The following is a 17,852-nucleotide window of genomic DNA, read 5'->3' as shown; positions in this document are numbered from 1 at the left end:
TTCAACCTGAGTTTAAATCTGCCTATTTCCGCTGGAACATCGGGCCAATAAAATTCGTTTCCTCAACTGCATGAAGTTCCTCGTCATCACCAGCAACAACCGTAAACGTAATCATGGTTTTCTCGGTATCGAGGACTTTTCTTGGAATGGAAACTCTTAGGGGCACAGTAAACACCTCCCCCGCTTCAATTTCAACGGCACGGAAATTATTCACAGTGAACGGGTAGTCGCCATCAACGGATATCTTATATACGTGGGCATTACGATCCATATTGTTGATTTTCACGGTGTAAACATTTTGCACCTGATCGCCGCTGATACGGTAGAGGCGCGCACCACGATCCCGAATAACATCAACAGAAAGTGGCGTACGAGTGGCTATGGTGTAACTAAAAGCTGAAATCATTGCCACTACCGCCAGGCAATAGCCAAACAGGCGGGGCCGAAAAAATTTAGTTTTGCCGGTTTTTAGTTCGTCTGCAGAGGTAAAACGAATTAACCCACGCTCATATTCCATTTTATCCATAACAGCATTGCAGGCATCAACACATAAACCGCAGTTAATACACTCGTACTGCAGACCATCACGAATATCGATATCAACCGGACAAACCTGTACACACCAGGAACAGTCAATACAATCCCCTAAGCCCTTTGCCTTGTAATCATCCTTGGGTTTACGTGGCCCGCGACTCTCTCCCCGCTTGGGGTCGTACTGTACCGCGAGCGTATCGTCATCGTACATAACCGACTGAAAACGCGCATAGGGGCACATATATTTACACACCTGCTCGCGCATCCAGCCCGCATTTAAATACGTTGCTGAGGTAAAGAACAATGTCCAGAAAGCTGCAACCGCAGGCGCATCAATCGTCAGAATGCCGGTGTTTGGATCAGCGTAGGGTACGAGCCCCGCAAGCAACTCCCTAATAGGTACAAAATAACCGATAAAGGTCGCGCCAGTAATAAAGGCAATAAGTACCCAAACACTGTGAGTAACGCCTATGCGCCAGATTTTATTGAAGGTCCAAGGCTGACCAGCCAGTTTAATCTGCTTATTTCTATCACCTTGAAAAAAGTGTTCAACAGAAATAAACATTAACGTCCATACGGTTTGAGGGCAGGTAAAACCGCAATACACTCGCCCCAGAAGAACCGTTACGGTAAATAGAGAAAAGGCCGAAATTATCAGCGTCCAGGCGAGCAGCATAAAATCCTGCGGCCAAAAGGTTAACCAAAAAATATGGAACTGGCGGGCCGGCAAATCGAAATAAACCGCCGGTCGGCCATCAATCAAAATCCACGGCAACAGCAAAAATGCGGCAATTAACGGCAGGCCAGTGTAACGGCGAATAGCTTGGTAGAAACCACTAATTTTACGCGTATAGATCTTACCTTGGGATTCGTAGAGGTTTCGGTAGCGAATGTTGCCACTATCATCAGAAGGGGACTGCTCGGACACGTTAAGAACTCCGGATTATGAATTAGGCCAAACTAATATACACTATTGCCTTCCTGGAAAAAAAACGGGAGCGCTTTTCAGGGCTCCCGTTTCCATTCACCAAACCGCTTTTATATTACTCGTCGAAGTCGAATGATAAAGAATAGACATAGGCGGCCAACAGGTGGATTTTATCCTCACGCAACATATCCTTCTGCGATGGCATTTGGTTTTTCAAACCATTGCGAACCGAGTGCTGAATGCCTTCCCGGGAGCCGTCGTACAACCAGGTGTTATCCGCTAGTTTTGGAGCGCCTAACAACTGACTTCCCGCACCATCTGTACCATGACAAGCGACGCAGTTTTGAGCGAATACTTTTTCACCCGCTGCAGCCAAGGCCGCCTCGTGATCCTGCCCTGACATTTTCAGGACATACTCACTCACATTTACCACGTTCTGTTCACCAATAATATCGCCCCAGGCTGGCATTTCTCCGACACGCCCCTCGCGAATACTGTGAGCAATATCTTCCGGTTTGCCACCATACAACCAGTCTTTATCCGATAAATTAGGGAAGCTGAAGTTACCACCAGCATCAGCACCATGACAGACTGCGCAGTTGTTCGAGAACAAGCGCACCCCCATTTTCATGGCACGACCATCATGAATCAACTCTTCGATAGGCATTTTGGCGTAAACACCAAAGGTCTCAGCCAGATCGGATTGTGCAGACTCCTGATCCATTTTCAGCTCTCCCGTGGAAGTCCACCCGAGAACCCCCTTAAAGCTACCCATACCCGGATAAAACACCAGATACGCTGCGCCAAAAATCAAGGTGAATACAAACATCAGAAACCACCAGCGTGGTAACGGATTGTCGTACTCTTCAATACCGTCATAAATATGACCCGTTGTTTTATTTTCTGGGGATTCGTCGTCGCTCATGGCGACTTTGCGATTGGCAAACAACACCCAGCAGACCAGTGCGACGCAGGTCGTCGTCAGCACGATGATCCAAAGACTCCAAAATATACTCATAATCAGCCCTGCCTTTCTTTTTGGTCAGCTGACTGAAGATTTTTATCTTCAGTTTTTTTTTGTTCGTTTGATGTATTCCCCGGTTCATCGGCAAATGGCAAGTTAGCCGCATCGTCAAAACGCTTCTTGCGCTTAGGTGAAAACGCCCACCAGCAAACGCCCGCAAAGGCGAGCGCCACCAAAACTACCGATAAACTTCTGAGGTCATTGATATCCATAATGCCCTCTATCGCTTATGGGTTAGCAAGGTACCCAGCTGCTGCAAGTAAACAACCAAGGCATCAACCTCGGTTGTACCTACCACAGCGGCTTCTGCACCAGCAATATCGTCATCGGTGTAAGGAACACCAACAAGCTTCAAGGCCTTCATCTTCGTTGCTGTCTCCTTGCCATCCAGAATATTGTCAAATAGCCAGGGGAATGCGGGCATATTCGATTCTGGAACAACATTGCGAGGGTTATACAGGTGCGCCTTATGCCAGGTATCACTGTAGCGCTTACCCACGCGCGCCAGATCGGGCCCGGTTCGCTTGGAGCCCCACAGAAATGGGTGCTCATAAACCGATTCGCCGGCAACAGAATAGTGGCCGTAGCGCTCCACTTCCGCACGCAGTGGTCGAACCATCTGAGTATGACAAACATGGCAGCCTTCGCGGATATAGATATCGCGCCCTTCCAGAGCTAAAGCGGGAAGAGGCATCAAACCCTCTACAGGCTCTGTGGTTTCATCCAGGAAGAATTGCGGCACAATTTGAACCAGCCCCCCGAAACTGATCGCAACTGCGACCAGCAGCACCATCAAACCAACATTTTTTTCAACAATGTCATGATTTTTCACTGTGGCGTCCCCTTAGGCTAGTTGCGGCTCTGCGGCATTGGATTCTTCTTCCGCAGGCTCTTCTTCAGTAACGGTCTTATAAGTGTTGTAGGCCATTAGCAACATACCGATCAGGAAGATAAAGCCTCCTAGGAAACGTACAAAATAACCGGGATAACTCGCTTCAACGGACTCGGCAAAACTGTAGGTCAAAGTGCCGTCTGCGTTAAACGCGCGCCACATCATGCCTTGCATAATGCCATTGACCCACATGGCGCAGATATACAACACAGTGCCAATAGTCGATAGCCAGAAATGTACGTTGACAAGTTTGACGCTCCACATACGAGCGCGATCAAACAGAACAGGAAGCAAGTGATAGACCGCACCAATGGAAATCATCGCCACCCAGCCCAAAGCGCCAGAATGAACATGACCAATGGTCCAATCTGTATCATGCGACAGGGCATTTACGGTTTTGATGGACATCATTGGCCCTTCGAAGGTGGACATACCGTAGAAAGACAGCGATACCACCAAGAAGCGCAGTGTTGGATCTGTACGCAACTTATCCCAAGCACCGGACAACGTCATAATACCGTTGATCATACCGCCCCAGGATGGCGCCAGTAGAACCAAAGACATCACCATACCAAGCGACTGAGCCCAATCTGGCAAGGCCGAATAATGCAGGTGGTGAGGACCCGCCCAGATATAGACGGCAATCAAGGCCCAGAAGTGAACGATTGATAGCTGATAGGAGTATACCGGGCGACCCGCTTGCTTTGGCACAAAGTAGTACATCATGCCCAGAAAGCCCGCAGTTAGGAAGAAACCAACAGCATTATGGCCGTACCACCACTGAATCATGGCATCCATTGCACCAGAATAGGCTGAGTAAGATTTGCTGAGTGACACCGGAACCGCCATGCTGTTAACAACATGCAGCAACGCAACGGTTATGATAAAGGCACCAAAAAACCAGTTGGCCACGTAAATATGTGACGTTTTACGGGATACGACCGTTCCGAAAAACACGATACCGTAGGAAACCCACACCAGGGTAATCAGAATATCAATTGGCCATTCCAGCTCCGCGTATTCCTTAGCGGAGGTCATCCCCATAGGCAGGGTAATAGCGGCAAGCACAATAACGAGCTGCCAACCCCAAAAGGTAAACGGAATTAAAAAACCACCAAACAGCTTGGCCTGACAGGTGCGCTGTACCACGTAATAAGAGGCTGCAAACAGCGCACACCCTCCAAACGCAAAAATCACCGCATTGGTGTGCAGTGGTCGTAAGCGTCCAAAATGCGAATATGGTTGCAGAATATCATTCAACTCCGGCCACATGAGTTGCGCTGCCAGCAGCACCCCCACAGACATACCAACAATACCCCAAACAATAGTCATAATCGCAAACTGGCGTACGACCTTGTAGTTGTATGTTGACTGATCAGTTGCCAAGCCATTGCTCATAGTTCAGTCCTGTGTTGTTTTGTTTCAGGTTTCGAAAACAGTATTTGTAAATCACTTGCAGCCAACCCAAAACACATTTGTATCCTGTAGATGAATCTATGCGCGTCTCATTACGCAGTTCTTCATTTTTTAGGGCTGTAATTGCTAACGATTTTAGGCACTTTCCTCTCTCTTTATTTGATCTATATCAAACGTCAAAAAATGCCGCACAAACCCTCTACAGGCTTCTGCAGCACATCTTGCGAATAAAGTGCGGTGAATAGTTATCTTTTAAGGGGAAGCCATATCAGGCCACTCCCCCCTTACAAGATCAAGATTAGTCGAGTTTACGACCTTTTTGGGCCGCTATGCGCATACGCAATGCATTTAACTTAATAAAGCCACCGGCATCTTTCTGGTCGTAGGCGCCGGCATCATCCTCGAAGGTTGCAATGCTTTCATCAAACAGGGTGTCTGGAGAACGGCGACCGACAACACTGACGGAGCCCTTGTAGAGCTTGAGGCGCACATCGCCATTGACAAATTGTTGGCTATCATCAATAAGCGCTTGCAACATTTTGCGCTCAGGACTCCACCAATAACCGTTGTACACCAGCTCAGCATACTTGGGCATCAGCGAATCTTTGAGGTGCGCGGCCTCTCTATCGAGGGTAAGAGATTCAATGGCTCTGTGAGCTGGCAGCAGAATCGTGCCGCCTGGCGTTTCATAACAACCACGGGACTTCATGCCCACATAACGGTTTTCGACGATATCTGCTCGGCCAATACCGTGGGCACCGCCTTTTTTGTTCAGTGTTTCCAATACGGTCGCTGGCGACATGGCTTCACCGTTAATTGCAACAACGTCACCTTTCTCGAAGCTCAGCTCGATATATTCAGGTGCATCCGGCGCCTCTTCCGGTGAAACCGTCCAGCGCCACATATCGGGCTCAGCTTCACTCCATGGGTCTTCGAGGATGTCGCCCTCATAAGAAATATGCAACAAATTAGCATCCATAGAGTAAGGTGATTTTTTGGTCGCCTTGGCGAAGTCCACAGGAATATCACGCTCTGCACAGTAAGCCATCAACGTTTCACGGGAAGTCAGATCCCACTCACGCCAGGGAGCAATAATTTTAATACCCGGCTGCAGCGCATAGGCGCCCAGCTCGAAACGTACTTGATCGTTACCTTTACCCGTTGCTCCATGACAAATAGCATCAGCACCGGTTTCCTTAACAATTTCAACCATACGCTTGGCGATCAGCGGGCGGGCAATAGAGGTGCCCAACAGGTACTCACCTTCATAGATCGCATTGGCGCGGAACATTGGGAACACATAGTCGCGTACAAACTCTTCACGCAAGTCTTCAATATAAATATCTTTAATGCCCATCGCTTCAGCTTTGGCTCGGGCAGGCTCTACTTCCTCACCCTGACCAATATCGGCAGTAAAGGTTACAACTTCGCAGTTATAGGTTTCTTCTAGCCAGCGAATGATCACCGAAGTGTCAAGGCCACCGGAATATGCGAGTACAACTTTTTTGATTGAAGACTTATCTTCTGACATGAAAACTCCACAAATGGATAGAATGCGATCTGAAGGACGCGAATTTTATATGCAAAGAGCCCACAAACTCCAGTGCTTTGGCTGTTTATTTGCCCTCATCCAGCACAAAATAAAGAGCAGGAAACCTGACAATGATCAGCCTTACGGTATTTGATACCTTTCTTTCCACGCTTCCACTACTGTTAGCCATTGCACTCTTCCAATGGAAGCTTAATGGCTGCCGGGATATTTTAGTCGCCAGCGCACGAATGGTGCTGCAACTTATTGCCATGGGCTACCTGCTGGCAATACTCTTTGAGTATCGCTGGAACACGCTGGGAATTGCCGTTATTACTTTTATGACACTGGTATCAGCCGCGATAGCGATCCGGCCATTGAAATCCAAATCCTGGCGCCATTTCAATGCCGCCGCCCTCGCACTGTTTCTGGCAAGCGGACTTCATTTGGCCTGGATTGTTTTAATTGTTCTGAAACTCTCACCCTGGTACCAACCACAACTTGTCGTGCCTCTGGCTGGAATGGTGTTTGCCAACGGTATGAATAGCCTTAGCCTAGGAGCAGAGAGGTTTGAGGCGGAGCAGAAACACAATAACGAGAATGCCGCAACCTGCGCCTTTAACGCAGCTATGATCCCTCAGATAAACGCCCTTCTGGCCGTCGGATTGGTATCGCTGCCGGGAATGATGACAGGCCAGATCCTTTCAGGAATATCGCCTCTCGAAGCGGTGCGCTATCAAATTATGGTGATGAGCATGGTTGCCGGAACGTCCGCACTCAGCCTAACGATCTATTTTTACGCGCTTAACTTTAAACGACAATAAATTTTATTGGCTCGACGCCAGAGGTAAAACATCAACCTCCTCCAATCGCTCCATACGCACACTAACACGGCGGTTTTTCGCTCTACCGGCAACGGAACCGTTAGAGGCCACCGGATAGCGTTCGCCATGCCAACGCAGCACAATCCAGTCCTCCGGCACGCCTCTTAAAACAAGGTATTGATTTACCAATTCTGCGCGTTGCTTGGAAAGCTCCAGGTTATCGGCTCTATCACCAAAAGCGTCGGTATGCCCATCCACATAAAATTTCCTGATTTTCGAGTCGTGCTTTACCAACTCAAGCATTTTATCAATCTGACGAATCATTTTTTTATTCAACTCATCGGTAACGCCAGCAGGAAAGAGAAGGGCTGTTCGCTTAACCTGTTCGAAATTGGCCGGCAGCAAACCCGTTAAACAATCCAGATATGTACGATATTCCGGTCTAAAACCGATACCCGTAATGGCTAGTCGCTCAGGCTGACTTTCCTCGGCCTGGTACCAGCTATCTTTTACCAGCTTCAACTCCCTGCCAGCATTCAGCTCCGACAACATCAACTCCGCTTGCTGGGAGCCTAACCAAAGGGGACGATTCCCTCGCTTTACCGGAACGGAGGCCAACGTCTGTTCCGATGGCTCCGGCATCCAGACAGGGGCTTTCGACAACAACTGAGCCTCTCCCGCCTGAAATCTCGCTGATCGTGTGCGCAGGTAAAACCCAGACGCTTCACCCGCGCGCGTGCGAAAAACCACTTCACCAAAGAAAGGCACACTCTGCTCCAGCCGGCACTCAAAAACGGACGAGATTGAGCGCCACTGCCCATCATTGATCGCGTTCGTGTAGGTGGCCGCACCAGCAACCACTGGCAGCACAGCCAAAACCATCACCAAGACTAAACGTGTCACACCATTCTACCTATCTATAAACCACACCTAAAAACCTCTTGCCAAAAGAGACACCCGTTAGACAACTATCGGCCAATCCGATAAACCCTTGAGCCTCACAGTGCAAGCAAGCCCATTTTCCGGTAGCATTCACACCAAGCAACCCGCTGTTTGCGGGCACTCTCTTATTTCAGAATAGCTATAGTTTCCATGACTGACGCCCTGACTATCACTGCCCCCGACGATTGGCATATCCACCTGCGCGATGGTGAAGCGTTAATAACCACCGTTCCCCACGCTGCAGACAGCTTTGCCCGGGCAATCATTATGCCCAACCTGGTCCCGCCGGTGCTCAACGCCAGCCAAGCCCTTGCCTATAAGGCTCGCATTAAAGATGCGCTGCCCCAGGACCACCAGTTCGAACCACTAATGGTGCTTTACTTAACAGACAACACCAATCCTCAGGATATAGCCGAAGCAAAAGCTGCTGGCATTGTTGCATGCAAGCTATACCCGGCCGGAGCCACCACAAACTCCGACTCCGGTGTTACCAATATCCGCAATATCTATCCCGCTCTGGAATCGATGCAAAAGCATGGCATGCTGCTACTGCTCCATGGTGAAGTAACCGACAGTAATATCGACATCTTTGACCGCGAAGCGGCCTTTATCGATCGCACGCTACGCCACGTGGTAAGTGATTTCCCACAACTAAAAATAGTGCTGGAACATATCACCACTCACCAGGCAGTAGAATTTGTTCGCGAAGCGCCTGCCAATGTGGCCGCCACCATTACTGCACATCACCTGCTATACAATCGCAACGATATGCTTGCCGGCGGTATTCGCCCACACTATTACTGTTTGCCGATTCTTAAACGCCAGAGCCACCAAGAGGCACTAATAGCGGCCGCCACCAGTGGCAGCCCCAAATTTTTCCTGGGGACAGATTCTGCCCCGCACGCCAAGACAAAAAAAGAAGCCGCCTGTGGCTGCGCTGGCAGCTACACCGCATTTGCCGCCATAGAGCTGTACGCGGAAGTTTTTGAAGATGCGAAGGCTCTCGACAAGCTGGAATCCTTTGCCAGCTTCTATGGCCCCGACTTTTATGGGCTACCACGCAACAGCAGTACCATTACGCTAGAAAAAATCGAATGGGAAGTACCCAAAACCCTACCGTTTGGCAGTGAGCAGCTGGTTCCCGTAAAAGCCGGTGAAAAGTTACGCTGGAAAAGGTGCCCATAAATGATTCCCAGCGTGATCGTTAAGCCAACGTTGGAAGCCACTCAAAATAAAACAAAAGAAGTAGAGATTTTTGTGAGCGATAAACGCCCCGAAGAGAAACAAAAAACACCACTTGCCCTACGTTTTCGCGGTTTTTTACCCGTTATTATTGATGTAGAAACCGGCGGTTTTAACGCCGCTACCGACGCGCTCCTGGAGATTGCCGCCGTAACCATTCGCATGGAAGAGGACGGCACGCTGGTACGCGATGAAACTTTCGATTTCCACGTTGAGCCTTTTGAAGGCGCCAACATTGAGCAAAGCGCTTTAGACTTTACCGGCATTAACCTGGAATGCGAAAACCGAAAAGCGGTACCAGAGGAAATCGCTTTAAGTGAGTTGCTCCAGCCAATAAGAAAATCCATTAAGGCGCACGGCTGCAACCGCGCAGTATTAGTGGGGCACAACGCCCACTTCGATCTGGGGTTTCTCAACGCTGCGGTAAAACGCTGTGAAATCAAGCGCAATCCTTTTCACCCATTTTCCTGCATGGATACAGCCAGTCTGTCTGGTGTCACTTTCGGTCACACCGTATTAGCCACCACCTGCAAGCTGGCTGAAATCGAGTTCTGCAACAAAGAAGCGCACTCAGCCGCGTACGACGCAGAAAAAACAGCAGATTTGTTCTGTCTGATTGTCAACAAGTGGAAGGCGCTCGGCGGCTGGCCGCTAGCAACACAAGATTAATGAGATTTTATTGATGACATCCGAATGGATTATCGTATTAACCATTAGCGGCTCTATCGGCATCGCTCTGATGTTTGTCGGCGTATTAATGACACTGCTAACAGCTCTTGGCAATCGCCATTATATTTACGGCGCCCTCTCTTTTTTACTATTCCCTGTCGCCCTAGCATATTGTTTTCAGTACAGAAAAGAAGCCAGCTACCCAGCCAAACTCTTATTCCCTGGTACAGCCCTCGCGCTAATCACCGCGATTATCGGCTGGGCACTGTATGTAAACTATGGGCTGATACTGCAATAAATTCATTCTTTTCGTGCGCGAAAAACCCACATTTTACTCAGTACAAACGTAATCACGGGAATCGTACAGACCACTACACCTAAGGAGACTCTGTGTGAGAGCTGAAGAAACGTCTCCAAAGCCAATAAAATTAATTCGCTACAAAAAAATGTAGACACAGAAACAAGTGCAAAACGAAGAAACACCTGCAAATCTAATTCTTGCTTAAATGTAAATCGGCCATGCCCAAAATAAGAAACCATAACCGCCGACACATACCCGATCAAGTTGGCAAAATACAAATCAATACCCGCCCACTCATGACTAATCAGCGCGGTAAAATAATGCGTTAACGTCGCAGTAACACCGACTACACCAAAGACCAATAGCTGAACAATTAACTCACGTTTCAGCTGCCGCACAACAAAGCTGGCGATCATCGCAACCTACTCAAAGCCTACCCACTCTTCCACCACGTACAAGGGGCGATTTTTAACTTCTTTATAGATACGGCCAATATACTCGCCGAGCAAACCGAGGAAAAATAACTGAATCCCACCAAGGAACAACACTGCAACCATCATAGATGCGTAGCCGGGAACATCAATTCCCATAAACAGCGTTTTGGTAATAATAAACAGACCGTAAACAAAAGATGCTGCTGAGATCATTAAGCCCAGATAGATACCCAGTCGAATTGGCATAGTACTGAAAGAAGCAATTCCGCTGATAGCGAAATTCCAAAGCTTCCACATATTGAACTTGGTTTCACCTTCAGCGCGCTCTGGACGCTCAAACTCTACCGTTGTACTCTTGAATCCAGGCCAGCAGAACAAGCCTTTCATAAAGCGGTCTTTTTCCGGCAGCTGCTTAATAACATCGACCACCTTGCGATCCATTAATCGGTAATCACCCACATTGGACGGAATGTAGGTGTCGCTCATTTTATTAAATAGGGTGTAAAACCAAATGGCGGTACTGCGTTTCAGCACACTGTCCGCATCGCGGGAGGAGCGGCGAGCAAACACCACATTGAAGCCTTGCTCCCACTTGGCCAACATTTCTAAAATAAGCTCAGGGGGATCCTGCAGATCGGCGTCTATAGGAATTATGGCATCGCCTGTAGCGTAATCCAGCGCAGCTGTCATAGCGGGTTCTTTGCCAAAATTACGCGAAAAGGAAACAACTTTGATACGCTCATCTTTGGCCGCATACGCCTTCAACAACTCTAAAGTATTGTCGGTGGAGCCATCATTAACACATACAATTTCCAAATCGTAGCTAAGATTTTCCAACACCTTCAATACCGTTTCAAAGAATACAGGAATAACACTGGATTCATTGTACATAGGAACCAATAAAGACAGTTTTTTATTCTTTTTGTTACCTGTCACATTGTTGCCAGTCATCGACGTCACCTTTGTTTAATGTTGCAAAATTTAAGGGCTAACCTTTACCCAAATTCCCGTATGACGTCGACGTGAATGTTCATACTCATGCCAAGCATACTCGGATTTAATTTTATTATGTATTGCCTCGAATTTTTTATTATCACTTTTGGGACCAAATACGATATAGCGTACGTTGTTACTGTTCAGCCAGGGCAACGTATCTACTTTTTCAGCTTTATAAAATTGATCAATTTCATCTTTTAAAACCCATATTCGAGGAACACTACCATGCCAGGTACGCAAATGGGAGGGCCAACCCAGCAAAACCGGCTTACCGCTGAAAATACCGTACATACTGGTATTGCTGTATGCGTTATCCAGAATCGGTTCGAGCACAATCCCTGCGGGGGCAGCCTCCAGATATTCAAACATCTGTCGATTAGTTGCGTTATTAGTGTACCAATAGTGCCCCTCAAGATGACCCGCATTGTATTTGCCTGAGTGTCTCCAATAGCGCTGCAATTCAAAACCCGCGCTAAAGGTGACCACTAACAGTACGGCCACGGACGCCCAGCGCACCCACTTTATAGTTGACCCCATTAACAGGCCACCGAGAGAAACGAAAGCACCAACCTGAATCCAGCCCCACCACTTCATAACGCTATTGGTTCGGCTAAAGTGCTCTGCCGTCGGATCATCGATATAAATCAATTCCGAAACAATCAGCAATAACAGCCATAAACCACTGAAGAACCAAGCCAAGGGCCGCTTACGCCCCTCCCACAAGCCAAAAGCAATCAATAACAGTACCGGCCACTGTAAAACAAGAAAGCGAGAAAATGGGGTGCGCATGTCGGCCGACACCCAGGCAACCGGTGTCGATAAAGTGCTGGTAAGAAAACCTGTCATAAAGGGGTATATCAAAAACGTTCCAACAACCCCACCACCGATTAGCCACAACCAATAAACGGGTTGTCTGAACCAAACACGATATAAAACCCAGACGGAGATTAGCACCACGAGAAGTGGCAAAGTCCAGGTATTAGTAATCATCATAACAGGCACGCACAGAGTCAATGCCGCCTGGCTGAGCTTGCCCCAGGGCTCCTCACCCTTCGCCGCAGCACCGGTAAAACGCATGGAAAAGATAAGCCCTAAACCAAGCGTTAACAGAAAGAAGCCGCCCAATGTAGGATGATAATCACCCAAAAAATACTGGTAGCCCAAATTTTCCGAGGGCAAAACTAATTTCTTCCCCTTGGCAGGCTTAGGGGTGTCGGGCAGCAATAGTTTGCCAACCGATTGATTCACCGACGCATTCCCCCGCAGGGATGTATCTCTATCGCTGCCAATATAACGCGCAGCACCAATAATTAAATCGCGGCTCTGATTCGCCAGAGCCGAATGATAACGCTCAATGGCTCTTTTTTCGGTGCCACCGGACGTACCCGGCTTCACGAAACTACCGTATTCCGGCGCCTTGTAGACCACTCCCAATACTGGAGAAAAACCATTCCCTCCAAATAGGATCGAAAGCGCTAATAGCAGCGTCAAGCCAATACGCTTGTACCTTGGCATCTCCAGCTGCTGAAAAACGCGCTGCCCCACAAAGACAACAAGCGTAATCGGCAAAGCTCCCAAAAGCGCAAAAGCATAATTATAGCTTTCACCGGGGCTCATATTAAAAATGCGGCCCATTAACGCGGCGGCATAATGCTGAAAGGCATAGTAGTAATCGAACAAATGCGGTGGGTTCCAATTATCCACCGGCGGGAGTGTTACCCCCTGAAGATAATTGGTAATAAAGAAGAGGTCGGTTAGCCGCTCTGAAGACGGGGTTATCGAAGGAAACGAAAAACGCCACACAAAAGCGTACATAAAAGCAGCAATAAAAACGGTCTCGGAAACGATAAACTCTCTGGATCGAACAAGCTCGCGGTTTTTCCAGAACAACCAGGCCGAAATCCCCATAAGCACTGGCAACGCTGCATTCAGGCGACCCAAGCCGAAGAAATGCTCAATAAAAAATACCAACAACACAAACAAGATAAGACTTAAACTGCGAGCCAAATGCAAATGCGGACAATATCGGTAGGCAAGTAAAGTGCCCCCTGTCACACAAAACCATAAAAATACGATAGTGAAAATTAAATATATGCCGTACATAAGACCACTAACTGTTTGTTTATAGGAAAAATACTTTACGTGTAATATTGAACATAACGTACGCGCAAATCGCGACAAAGGACCATAGCGTAATCCCTGTGCTTAACGACGACATTTTCGGTCTCAACGCTAAAAACAAGGTTAGAGCAACCACATAATAGCGCTGCTCAATTAATGGCAAGGGCACAAAAGAAAGCAACGCAAAAGGCAACATTAACAACAATACGGGAGCATAATCAGATGTGCGGATGGACGTAACAAAACTTAAACCCATCCAGGCCATAGGGATAAAACTAAGAATTCGCCAAGGTAAATAATCACAAGTGTAATGAATAAACAAGTTGTGACGATAAAACTTTAATGCTGCCGTATTGTATTTGTGAGGGTGCTCATAGGTATAAAAATAAACAACGAATAGCACTAACAGCAGCGGCAGAATCCACCAATTCGCCATCAGCAGTCGTTTGATATTTGCCAGCTGCTCTACATTAAATGGCAAAAACAACACAAAGGCTACCAATAGGAAAAAATACAGATTAGACAAATTAAAGGAAATGGGATGCTGTTCGGCATCACCAACCGCAACGCCGCCATTCCAAACCACAAACGCCAAAAACAAGGCAAAGACAACGCCATAGAAACACGTTCGCTGCAGAACTCGGATTAGAAAATCCCAATCAAGTAAACCAGTATTCCCGTCACTACCCTTAACGCAAAACCCAACTCCCATCTCCTTCGCCGTATTCAGCACCACCAGACAAGCAGTAAACGCTACCCAAATAATGTTTGGCTGGCGAACAACAACAGCAAATAGGGCTAACACTGCCGACCACACGTAGTGTTCTTTCCACGCCCGCTCAACCATAAACAGAACGAACATAAGCGACACAAGATCGGTGTAGGTCAAAAAAAATAGCGGGAAAAGAAAAGGAACAAAAACAAGCAGAAGCGTGCGAGAAAGTGCTTCCGTTGGATAAAAGCAACGCACAAGGGCAACCATGGCAGGAATTACGCTTGCCGATATAGCCATATGCACAAAGCGTAAACCATCGAGTGAGGTTAGACCCGTGACTTTACCGAAAAACGCCACCACGGCATGATAAAAAGGCAACATGGTGACATATTTGAAAATTTCGTAGCGCCCATTAATGAACCAGTTAATCTGGTACCGATGAACATCTTCATCTCCGATACCACCACTAAGATGGCTCATCGCATTGAACCCCATTAGAAGGACGGCCAAAACCAGCAGGTAAAATAACGCTGTAGGCGACAGTGAGTCTTTGGGAGGCGCTGGAGGTGAATTCAAAAGGAAACTCTACTTTGTTATTAGACCGCCATTATTGAGCTTTTCTGTGGTGGGTTCAAGGGAGCCCACCACAGTTTACCTGGCCTTAAAGGGGGAGTTTGACGTCTACCCGGTAGACGCTGCCGGGAGAAATCGCACAGATCACAGCACCACTCAAAGGCTGCCCATCAACCTCAATAGAGATCGCAGTAACATCTTCAACCCGCTGGTAATTCACGTTAAATGTGGCGCCCCGAAACTCTCGAGTAGCACTCGCCTGTGCCCAGCCTTCAGGCAGCAGTGGCTTTACGGCCAAACCGTCTCTGGTACCCACCAAACCAAAAATGCCTTCCACCACCGAGCGATATACCCATGAAACCGTACCGGTGTTAAACAACTGGCTTGAGCGTCCCGCTGTACGAGGATGCTGATAATAAGCACCGCGGTAATAATTGGGAATATTGACCGGTAATTGACCACGCTGAAGATAGTCCGCCTCATCCGGCCCCGATATCATTTTTCGGATCACGTCAAAGGCGCGGCCAGCATCGCCAATGCAGCACAAACTCCAGGCATAAAATGCCGCAGCGTGATTGTAAATTGAACCATTCTCCGCCGCCCCGGCGTGTTTTTGAGTCAAACGACCGACATCATCACGCATAGATGTATAGGCCGGTGCCAACAACATTACCCCGTAGGGTGTGTCTAGCTGTTCATCAATAGCTTTTAAGATTTTCCGGGCTTGATCTTCATCTGGAGTACCCGCCATTAATGCCCAACTTTGTGGGTTAAGAAAAATTCGTCCCTCTTTATCGCTGGAAACCCCAAACACCACACCGTCGTCAGTAATACCTCGGCCGTACCAATCACCATCCCAAACATGCTTATTAACAGCATCATTGATATCATCTGCACCCGCACGAAATTCATCGGCATCCTCGAGCGCACCAACCTGTTCGCACACCTCCGCCCATAAATTTAAGGCGTAAGCGGTTGCCACCGACAACCAGCCGGAAACCCCCTTGCCCTTATAACCAACCATATTCATGGGATCGTTCCAGTCACCCTGTGCAATATAGTTTAAACCTCGCTCATCGCGGTCATTCAACAACCAACGCATAGCAGCCGAAATTCGCACGAAAACGCTCAGCACCGTGTCGCCCTTCCAATCCTTAACCAGCGCGTCCAGAAAAGCGTAGTCATTGGTTTCGTTCAGATAGGCCTGCAGGCAGACCGGCAACCAGACGCAATGATCGGTATGAGGAATTTGATTAATGTATTTCAGCTGGGCATCCTCACGCAGCAAGACACCATCGGGCATTGCGCCGCTCTCCTCCTGTTGCGCCAAGGCCCAAAGAAAGGCGTTTTTTGTCACCTCGGGCTTGATGTAACTCATACCCATACTGTCCTGTAAATAATTACGCGTTTGCGGATCGGTGGACAGGCGATTGACATCCCCGTGATAAAACACCTGCCGGGGCAACCAGGTATTTATAAAGTTATCGAAGTGCTTGTCTGGCGTTTCAATGTGAAGAACACCCTTTCCCTTAGCTATATAAGCCGCATAATCAGCTTTGGTTTTTGCAAAATTTCTATCGCCAAAGTAGATCTCGCGAACACGACGAACGTCCGCGTCGTCAAAGGCAGGCCCCAATAAAAACCGGTAGTCTTCCGATTGATCTTGTTCGAGGTTCAGACGGTACTGCAATATAGCGGCAGGCGTTTCATAAAGCGCATCCCCATTTCCCAACACCTCCTGCTGCGTACCTATCGGATTGTGAATACCGCCCTCACCTTCAAAGGCATCCCGAGAGGCCTCATAGGCAACAGGTGTTCGCTCGTGTAAAAAGTAGGTTTTATCCTTTAGGTTTTTATTTAGAAAATAATCATCCAGCTTCTGATAAGGCGTCACACAATTACCAATAATTCCACCTAGATCCTCTCGATATTGTGCAGACTGGTTCATCCAGCTCATAAAACCGAAAGGCACATAGGGGTAGACACTGATCTTACGCGCGCGAGCGGATTTATTTTTTACCCTTAGCTGCCACAGTTCGACGACGTCATCGGCGGGGATGCTTAACTCTAGAGTTACTTCAATCCCCAGATGTTCCACCGTCCAACGAATATCATTTTTACCAACAGAAAATACAAACTTCTCTGGCTTGACCTTTGTCGGCTCGAAGGGTGCAGAAAACAACTCACCGGTTTCTTCATCTTTTATGTAAAAGAAGCGGCCCGGCGAATGCGCAAAAAAAGGCTGCTCCGGCAGCATAAATATTTTGCCTTCAATCACTGGCTGATATGTATATTTTGAGGGTTCGGGCTGCATAAATTGCGCAATGGCATAACCACGGCAATTAACGTGAATCATCATTTGTTGATTCCACAAAAAGCCCGCTGAATGGGGCATCGCTGTCGGCGTTAACAAATCGCAACGATCACCTTTTGAGGAGAGTTTTAGCATTGAATAATCCAATTAAAATCAGTTTTAGGTAAGTCGGGAGTTCAATCCCAGTCCAAATAAAAGAATGAATCGCTTCTGCGGCAAAACGCAAAGCAGTGGTCGCGAGTCTCAGAAGCCACTCCCCAGCGTGGTCGTAAAAGTGTATTCCAGCAATCCTATTACTAGTGATCGCTAAACGTTCAGAATGGGGGGAATGTTTTAAAGCCGCCAATTACGGGAGAAATTGACGGCTTTAAAGGGGCTTGTTAATGCGAACTTGAAAGA

The 17,852-nt window shown here is 47.9% G+C and carries 16 protein-coding genes; 4 read left to right on the top strand and 12 right to left on the bottom strand.

Annotation, left to right across the window (positions count from 1 at the left end):
• Positions 1–22: 22 nt before the first annotated feature.
• From ccoG to H5715_RS02050, 6 genes are all read right to left on the bottom strand, one after another.
• Positions 23–1,462, bottom strand: coding sequence for a cytochrome c oxidase accessory protein CcoG (gene ccoG, locus H5715_RS02075; protein WP_075185802.1), 1,440 nt, complete (start codon positions 1,460–1,462; stop codon positions 23–25).
• A 115-nt stretch (positions 1,463–1,577) separates the two neighbouring features.
• Positions 1,578–2,480 carry a cytochrome-c oxidase, cbb3-type subunit III gene (gene ccoP, locus H5715_RS02070; protein ID WP_175574266.1) on the bottom strand — a complete coding sequence of 301 codons (903 nt, stop codon included), beginning with the start codon at positions 2,478–2,480 and terminating at the stop codon, positions 1,578–1,580.
• Between the two features lie 2 nt (positions 2,481–2,482).
• Positions 2,483–2,698 carry a cbb3-type cytochrome oxidase subunit 3 gene (locus tag H5715_RS02065; protein WP_075185803.1) on the bottom strand — a complete coding sequence of 72 codons (216 nt, stop codon included), beginning with the start codon at positions 2,696–2,698 and terminating at the stop codon, positions 2,483–2,485.
• 8 nt (positions 2,699–2,706) lie between these two features.
• Positions 2,707–3,318, bottom strand: a complete 612-nt coding sequence (ccoO, locus tag H5715_RS02060; protein ID WP_075185804.1) for a cytochrome-c oxidase, cbb3-type subunit II — start codon at positions 3,316–3,318, stop codon at positions 2,707–2,709.
• Positions 3,319–3,330: 12 nt separating this feature from the next.
• Positions 3,331–4,776: a cytochrome-c oxidase, cbb3-type subunit I gene (gene ccoN / locus H5715_RS02055; protein ID WP_075185805.1), complete on the bottom strand. Its 1,446-nt coding sequence runs from the start codon at positions 4,774–4,776 to the stop codon at positions 3,331–3,333.
• A 316-nt stretch (positions 4,777–5,092) separates the two neighbouring features.
• On the bottom strand, positions 5,093–6,325 hold the full coding sequence (locus tag H5715_RS02050; RefSeq protein ID WP_075185806.1) for an argininosuccinate synthase: 1,233 nt from the start codon (positions 6,323–6,325) through the stop codon (positions 5,093–5,095).
• Positions 6,326–6,456: 131 nt separating this feature from the next.
• Here H5715_RS02050 and H5715_RS02045 point away from each other — a divergent pair, with 131 nt between their 5' ends.
• Positions 6,457–7,146 (top strand): ABC transporter permease, encoded by a 690-nt coding sequence (locus H5715_RS02045; RefSeq protein ID WP_075185807.1) that lies wholly within the window; start codon positions 6,457–6,459, stop codon positions 7,144–7,146.
• Between the two features lie 3 nt (positions 7,147–7,149).
• Here the strand turns inward: H5715_RS02045 and H5715_RS02040 are convergent, their stop codons facing one another.
• On the bottom strand, positions 7,150–8,049 hold the full coding sequence (locus tag H5715_RS02040) for a flagellar protein MotY (RefSeq protein ID WP_175574267.1): 900 nt from the start codon (positions 8,047–8,049) through the stop codon (positions 7,150–7,152).
• Positions 8,050–8,238: 189 nt separating this feature from the next.
• On the opposite strand from H5715_RS02040, the gene pyrC reads away from it, so the two are divergent.
• From pyrC to H5715_RS02025, 3 genes are read left to right on the top strand one after another with little or no spacing between them, the layout of a single operon-like run.
• Positions 8,239–9,273: a dihydroorotase gene (gene pyrC / locus H5715_RS02035; RefSeq protein WP_075185809.1), complete on the top strand. Its 1,035-nt coding sequence runs from the start codon at positions 8,239–8,241 to the stop codon at positions 9,271–9,273.
• Entirely contained in the window at positions 9,274–9,999 is a 726-nt protein-coding gene (gene rnt / locus H5715_RS02030) for a ribonuclease T (protein ID WP_083608037.1), read from the top strand.
• A 10-nt stretch (positions 10,000–10,009) separates the two neighbouring features.
• Complete coding sequence (locus H5715_RS02025; protein ID WP_139309790.1) at positions 10,010–10,297, top strand: hypothetical protein; 288 nt, start codon at positions 10,010–10,012, stop codon at positions 10,295–10,297.
• A gap of 2 nt (positions 10,298–10,299) precedes the next feature.
• Here H5715_RS02025 and H5715_RS02020 read toward each other — a convergent pair whose 3' ends face one another.
• The 5 genes from H5715_RS02020 to H5715_RS02000 form a co-directional block, all read right to left on the bottom strand.
• Entirely contained in the window at positions 10,300–10,716 is a 417-nt protein-coding gene (locus tag H5715_RS02020; protein ID WP_246434657.1) for a GtrA family protein, read from the bottom strand.
• A 6-nt stretch (positions 10,717–10,722) separates the two neighbouring features.
• Positions 10,723–11,685, bottom strand: coding sequence for a glycosyltransferase family 2 protein (locus H5715_RS02015; RefSeq protein WP_075185811.1), 963 nt, complete (start codon positions 11,683–11,685; stop codon positions 10,723–10,725).
• A gap of 30 nt (positions 11,686–11,715) precedes the next feature.
• A complete protein-coding gene (locus H5715_RS02010) occupies positions 11,716–13,737 on the bottom strand; it encodes a DUF2298 domain-containing protein (RefSeq protein ID WP_246434655.1) in 2,022 nt (673 codons plus the stop codon).
• Positions 13,738–13,852: 115 nt separating this feature from the next.
• On the bottom strand, positions 13,853–15,142 hold the full coding sequence (locus H5715_RS02005; protein ID WP_075185813.1) for a Dol-P-Glc:Glc(2)Man(9)GlcNAc(2)-PP-Dol alpha-1,2-glucosyltransferase: 1,290 nt from the start codon (positions 15,140–15,142) through the stop codon (positions 13,853–13,855).
• 85 nt (positions 15,143–15,227) lie between these two features.
• Positions 15,228–17,588 (bottom strand): GH36-type glycosyl hydrolase domain-containing protein, encoded by a 2,361-nt coding sequence (locus tag H5715_RS02000; RefSeq protein WP_075185814.1) that lies wholly within the window; start codon positions 17,586–17,588, stop codon positions 15,228–15,230.
• Between the last annotated feature and the right edge of the window lie 264 nt (positions 17,589–17,852).

It is taken from the genome of Teredinibacter haidensis, from assembly GCF_014211975.1.
Classification (GTDB): domain Bacteria; phylum Pseudomonadota; class Gammaproteobacteria; order Pseudomonadales; family Cellvibrionaceae; genus Teredinibacter; species Teredinibacter haidensis.
The sequence above is the reverse complement of the archived record's forward strand: the minus strand, read 5'-3'. Positions and strand labels throughout refer to the sequence as shown.

Excerpts from the sequence above, each read along its gene's own strand:
- H5715_RS02015 (WP_075185811.1), bottom strand. The coding sequence starts at position 11,685 with ATGACTGGCAACAATGTGACAGGTAACAAAAAGAATAAAAAACTGTCT.
- H5715_RS02045 (WP_075185807.1), top strand. The coding sequence starts at position 6,457 with ATGATCAGCCTTACGGTATTTGATACCTTTCTTTCCACGCTTCCACTA.
- rnt (WP_083608037.1), top strand. The coding sequence starts at position 9,274 with ATGATTCCCAGCGTGATCGTTAAGCCAACGTTGGAAGCCACTCAAAAT.
- pyrC (WP_075185809.1), top strand. The coding sequence starts at position 8,239 with ATGACTGACGCCCTGACTATCACTGCCCCCGACGATTGGCATATCCAC.
- ccoP (WP_175574266.1), bottom strand. The coding sequence starts at position 2,480 with ATGAGTATATTTTGGAGTCTTTGGATCATCGTGCTGACGACGACCTGC.
- H5715_RS02020 (WP_246434657.1), bottom strand. The coding sequence starts at position 10,716 with ATGATCGCCAGCTTTGTTGTGCGGCAGCTGAAACGTGAGTTAATTGTT.
- H5715_RS02065 (WP_075185803.1), bottom strand. The coding sequence starts at position 2,698 with ATGGATATCAATGACCTCAGAAGTTTATCGGTAGTTTTGGTGGCGCTC.
- H5715_RS02050 (WP_075185806.1), bottom strand. The coding sequence starts at position 6,325 with ATGTCAGAAGATAAGTCTTCAATCAAAAAAGTTGTACTCGCATATTCC.
- ccoN (WP_075185805.1), bottom strand. The coding sequence starts at position 4,776 with ATGAGCAATGGCTTGGCAACTGATCAGTCAACATACAACTACAAGGTC.
- H5715_RS02000 (WP_075185814.1), bottom strand. The coding sequence starts at position 17,588 with ATGCTAAAACTCTCCTCAAAAGGTGATCGTTGCGATTTGTTAACGCCG.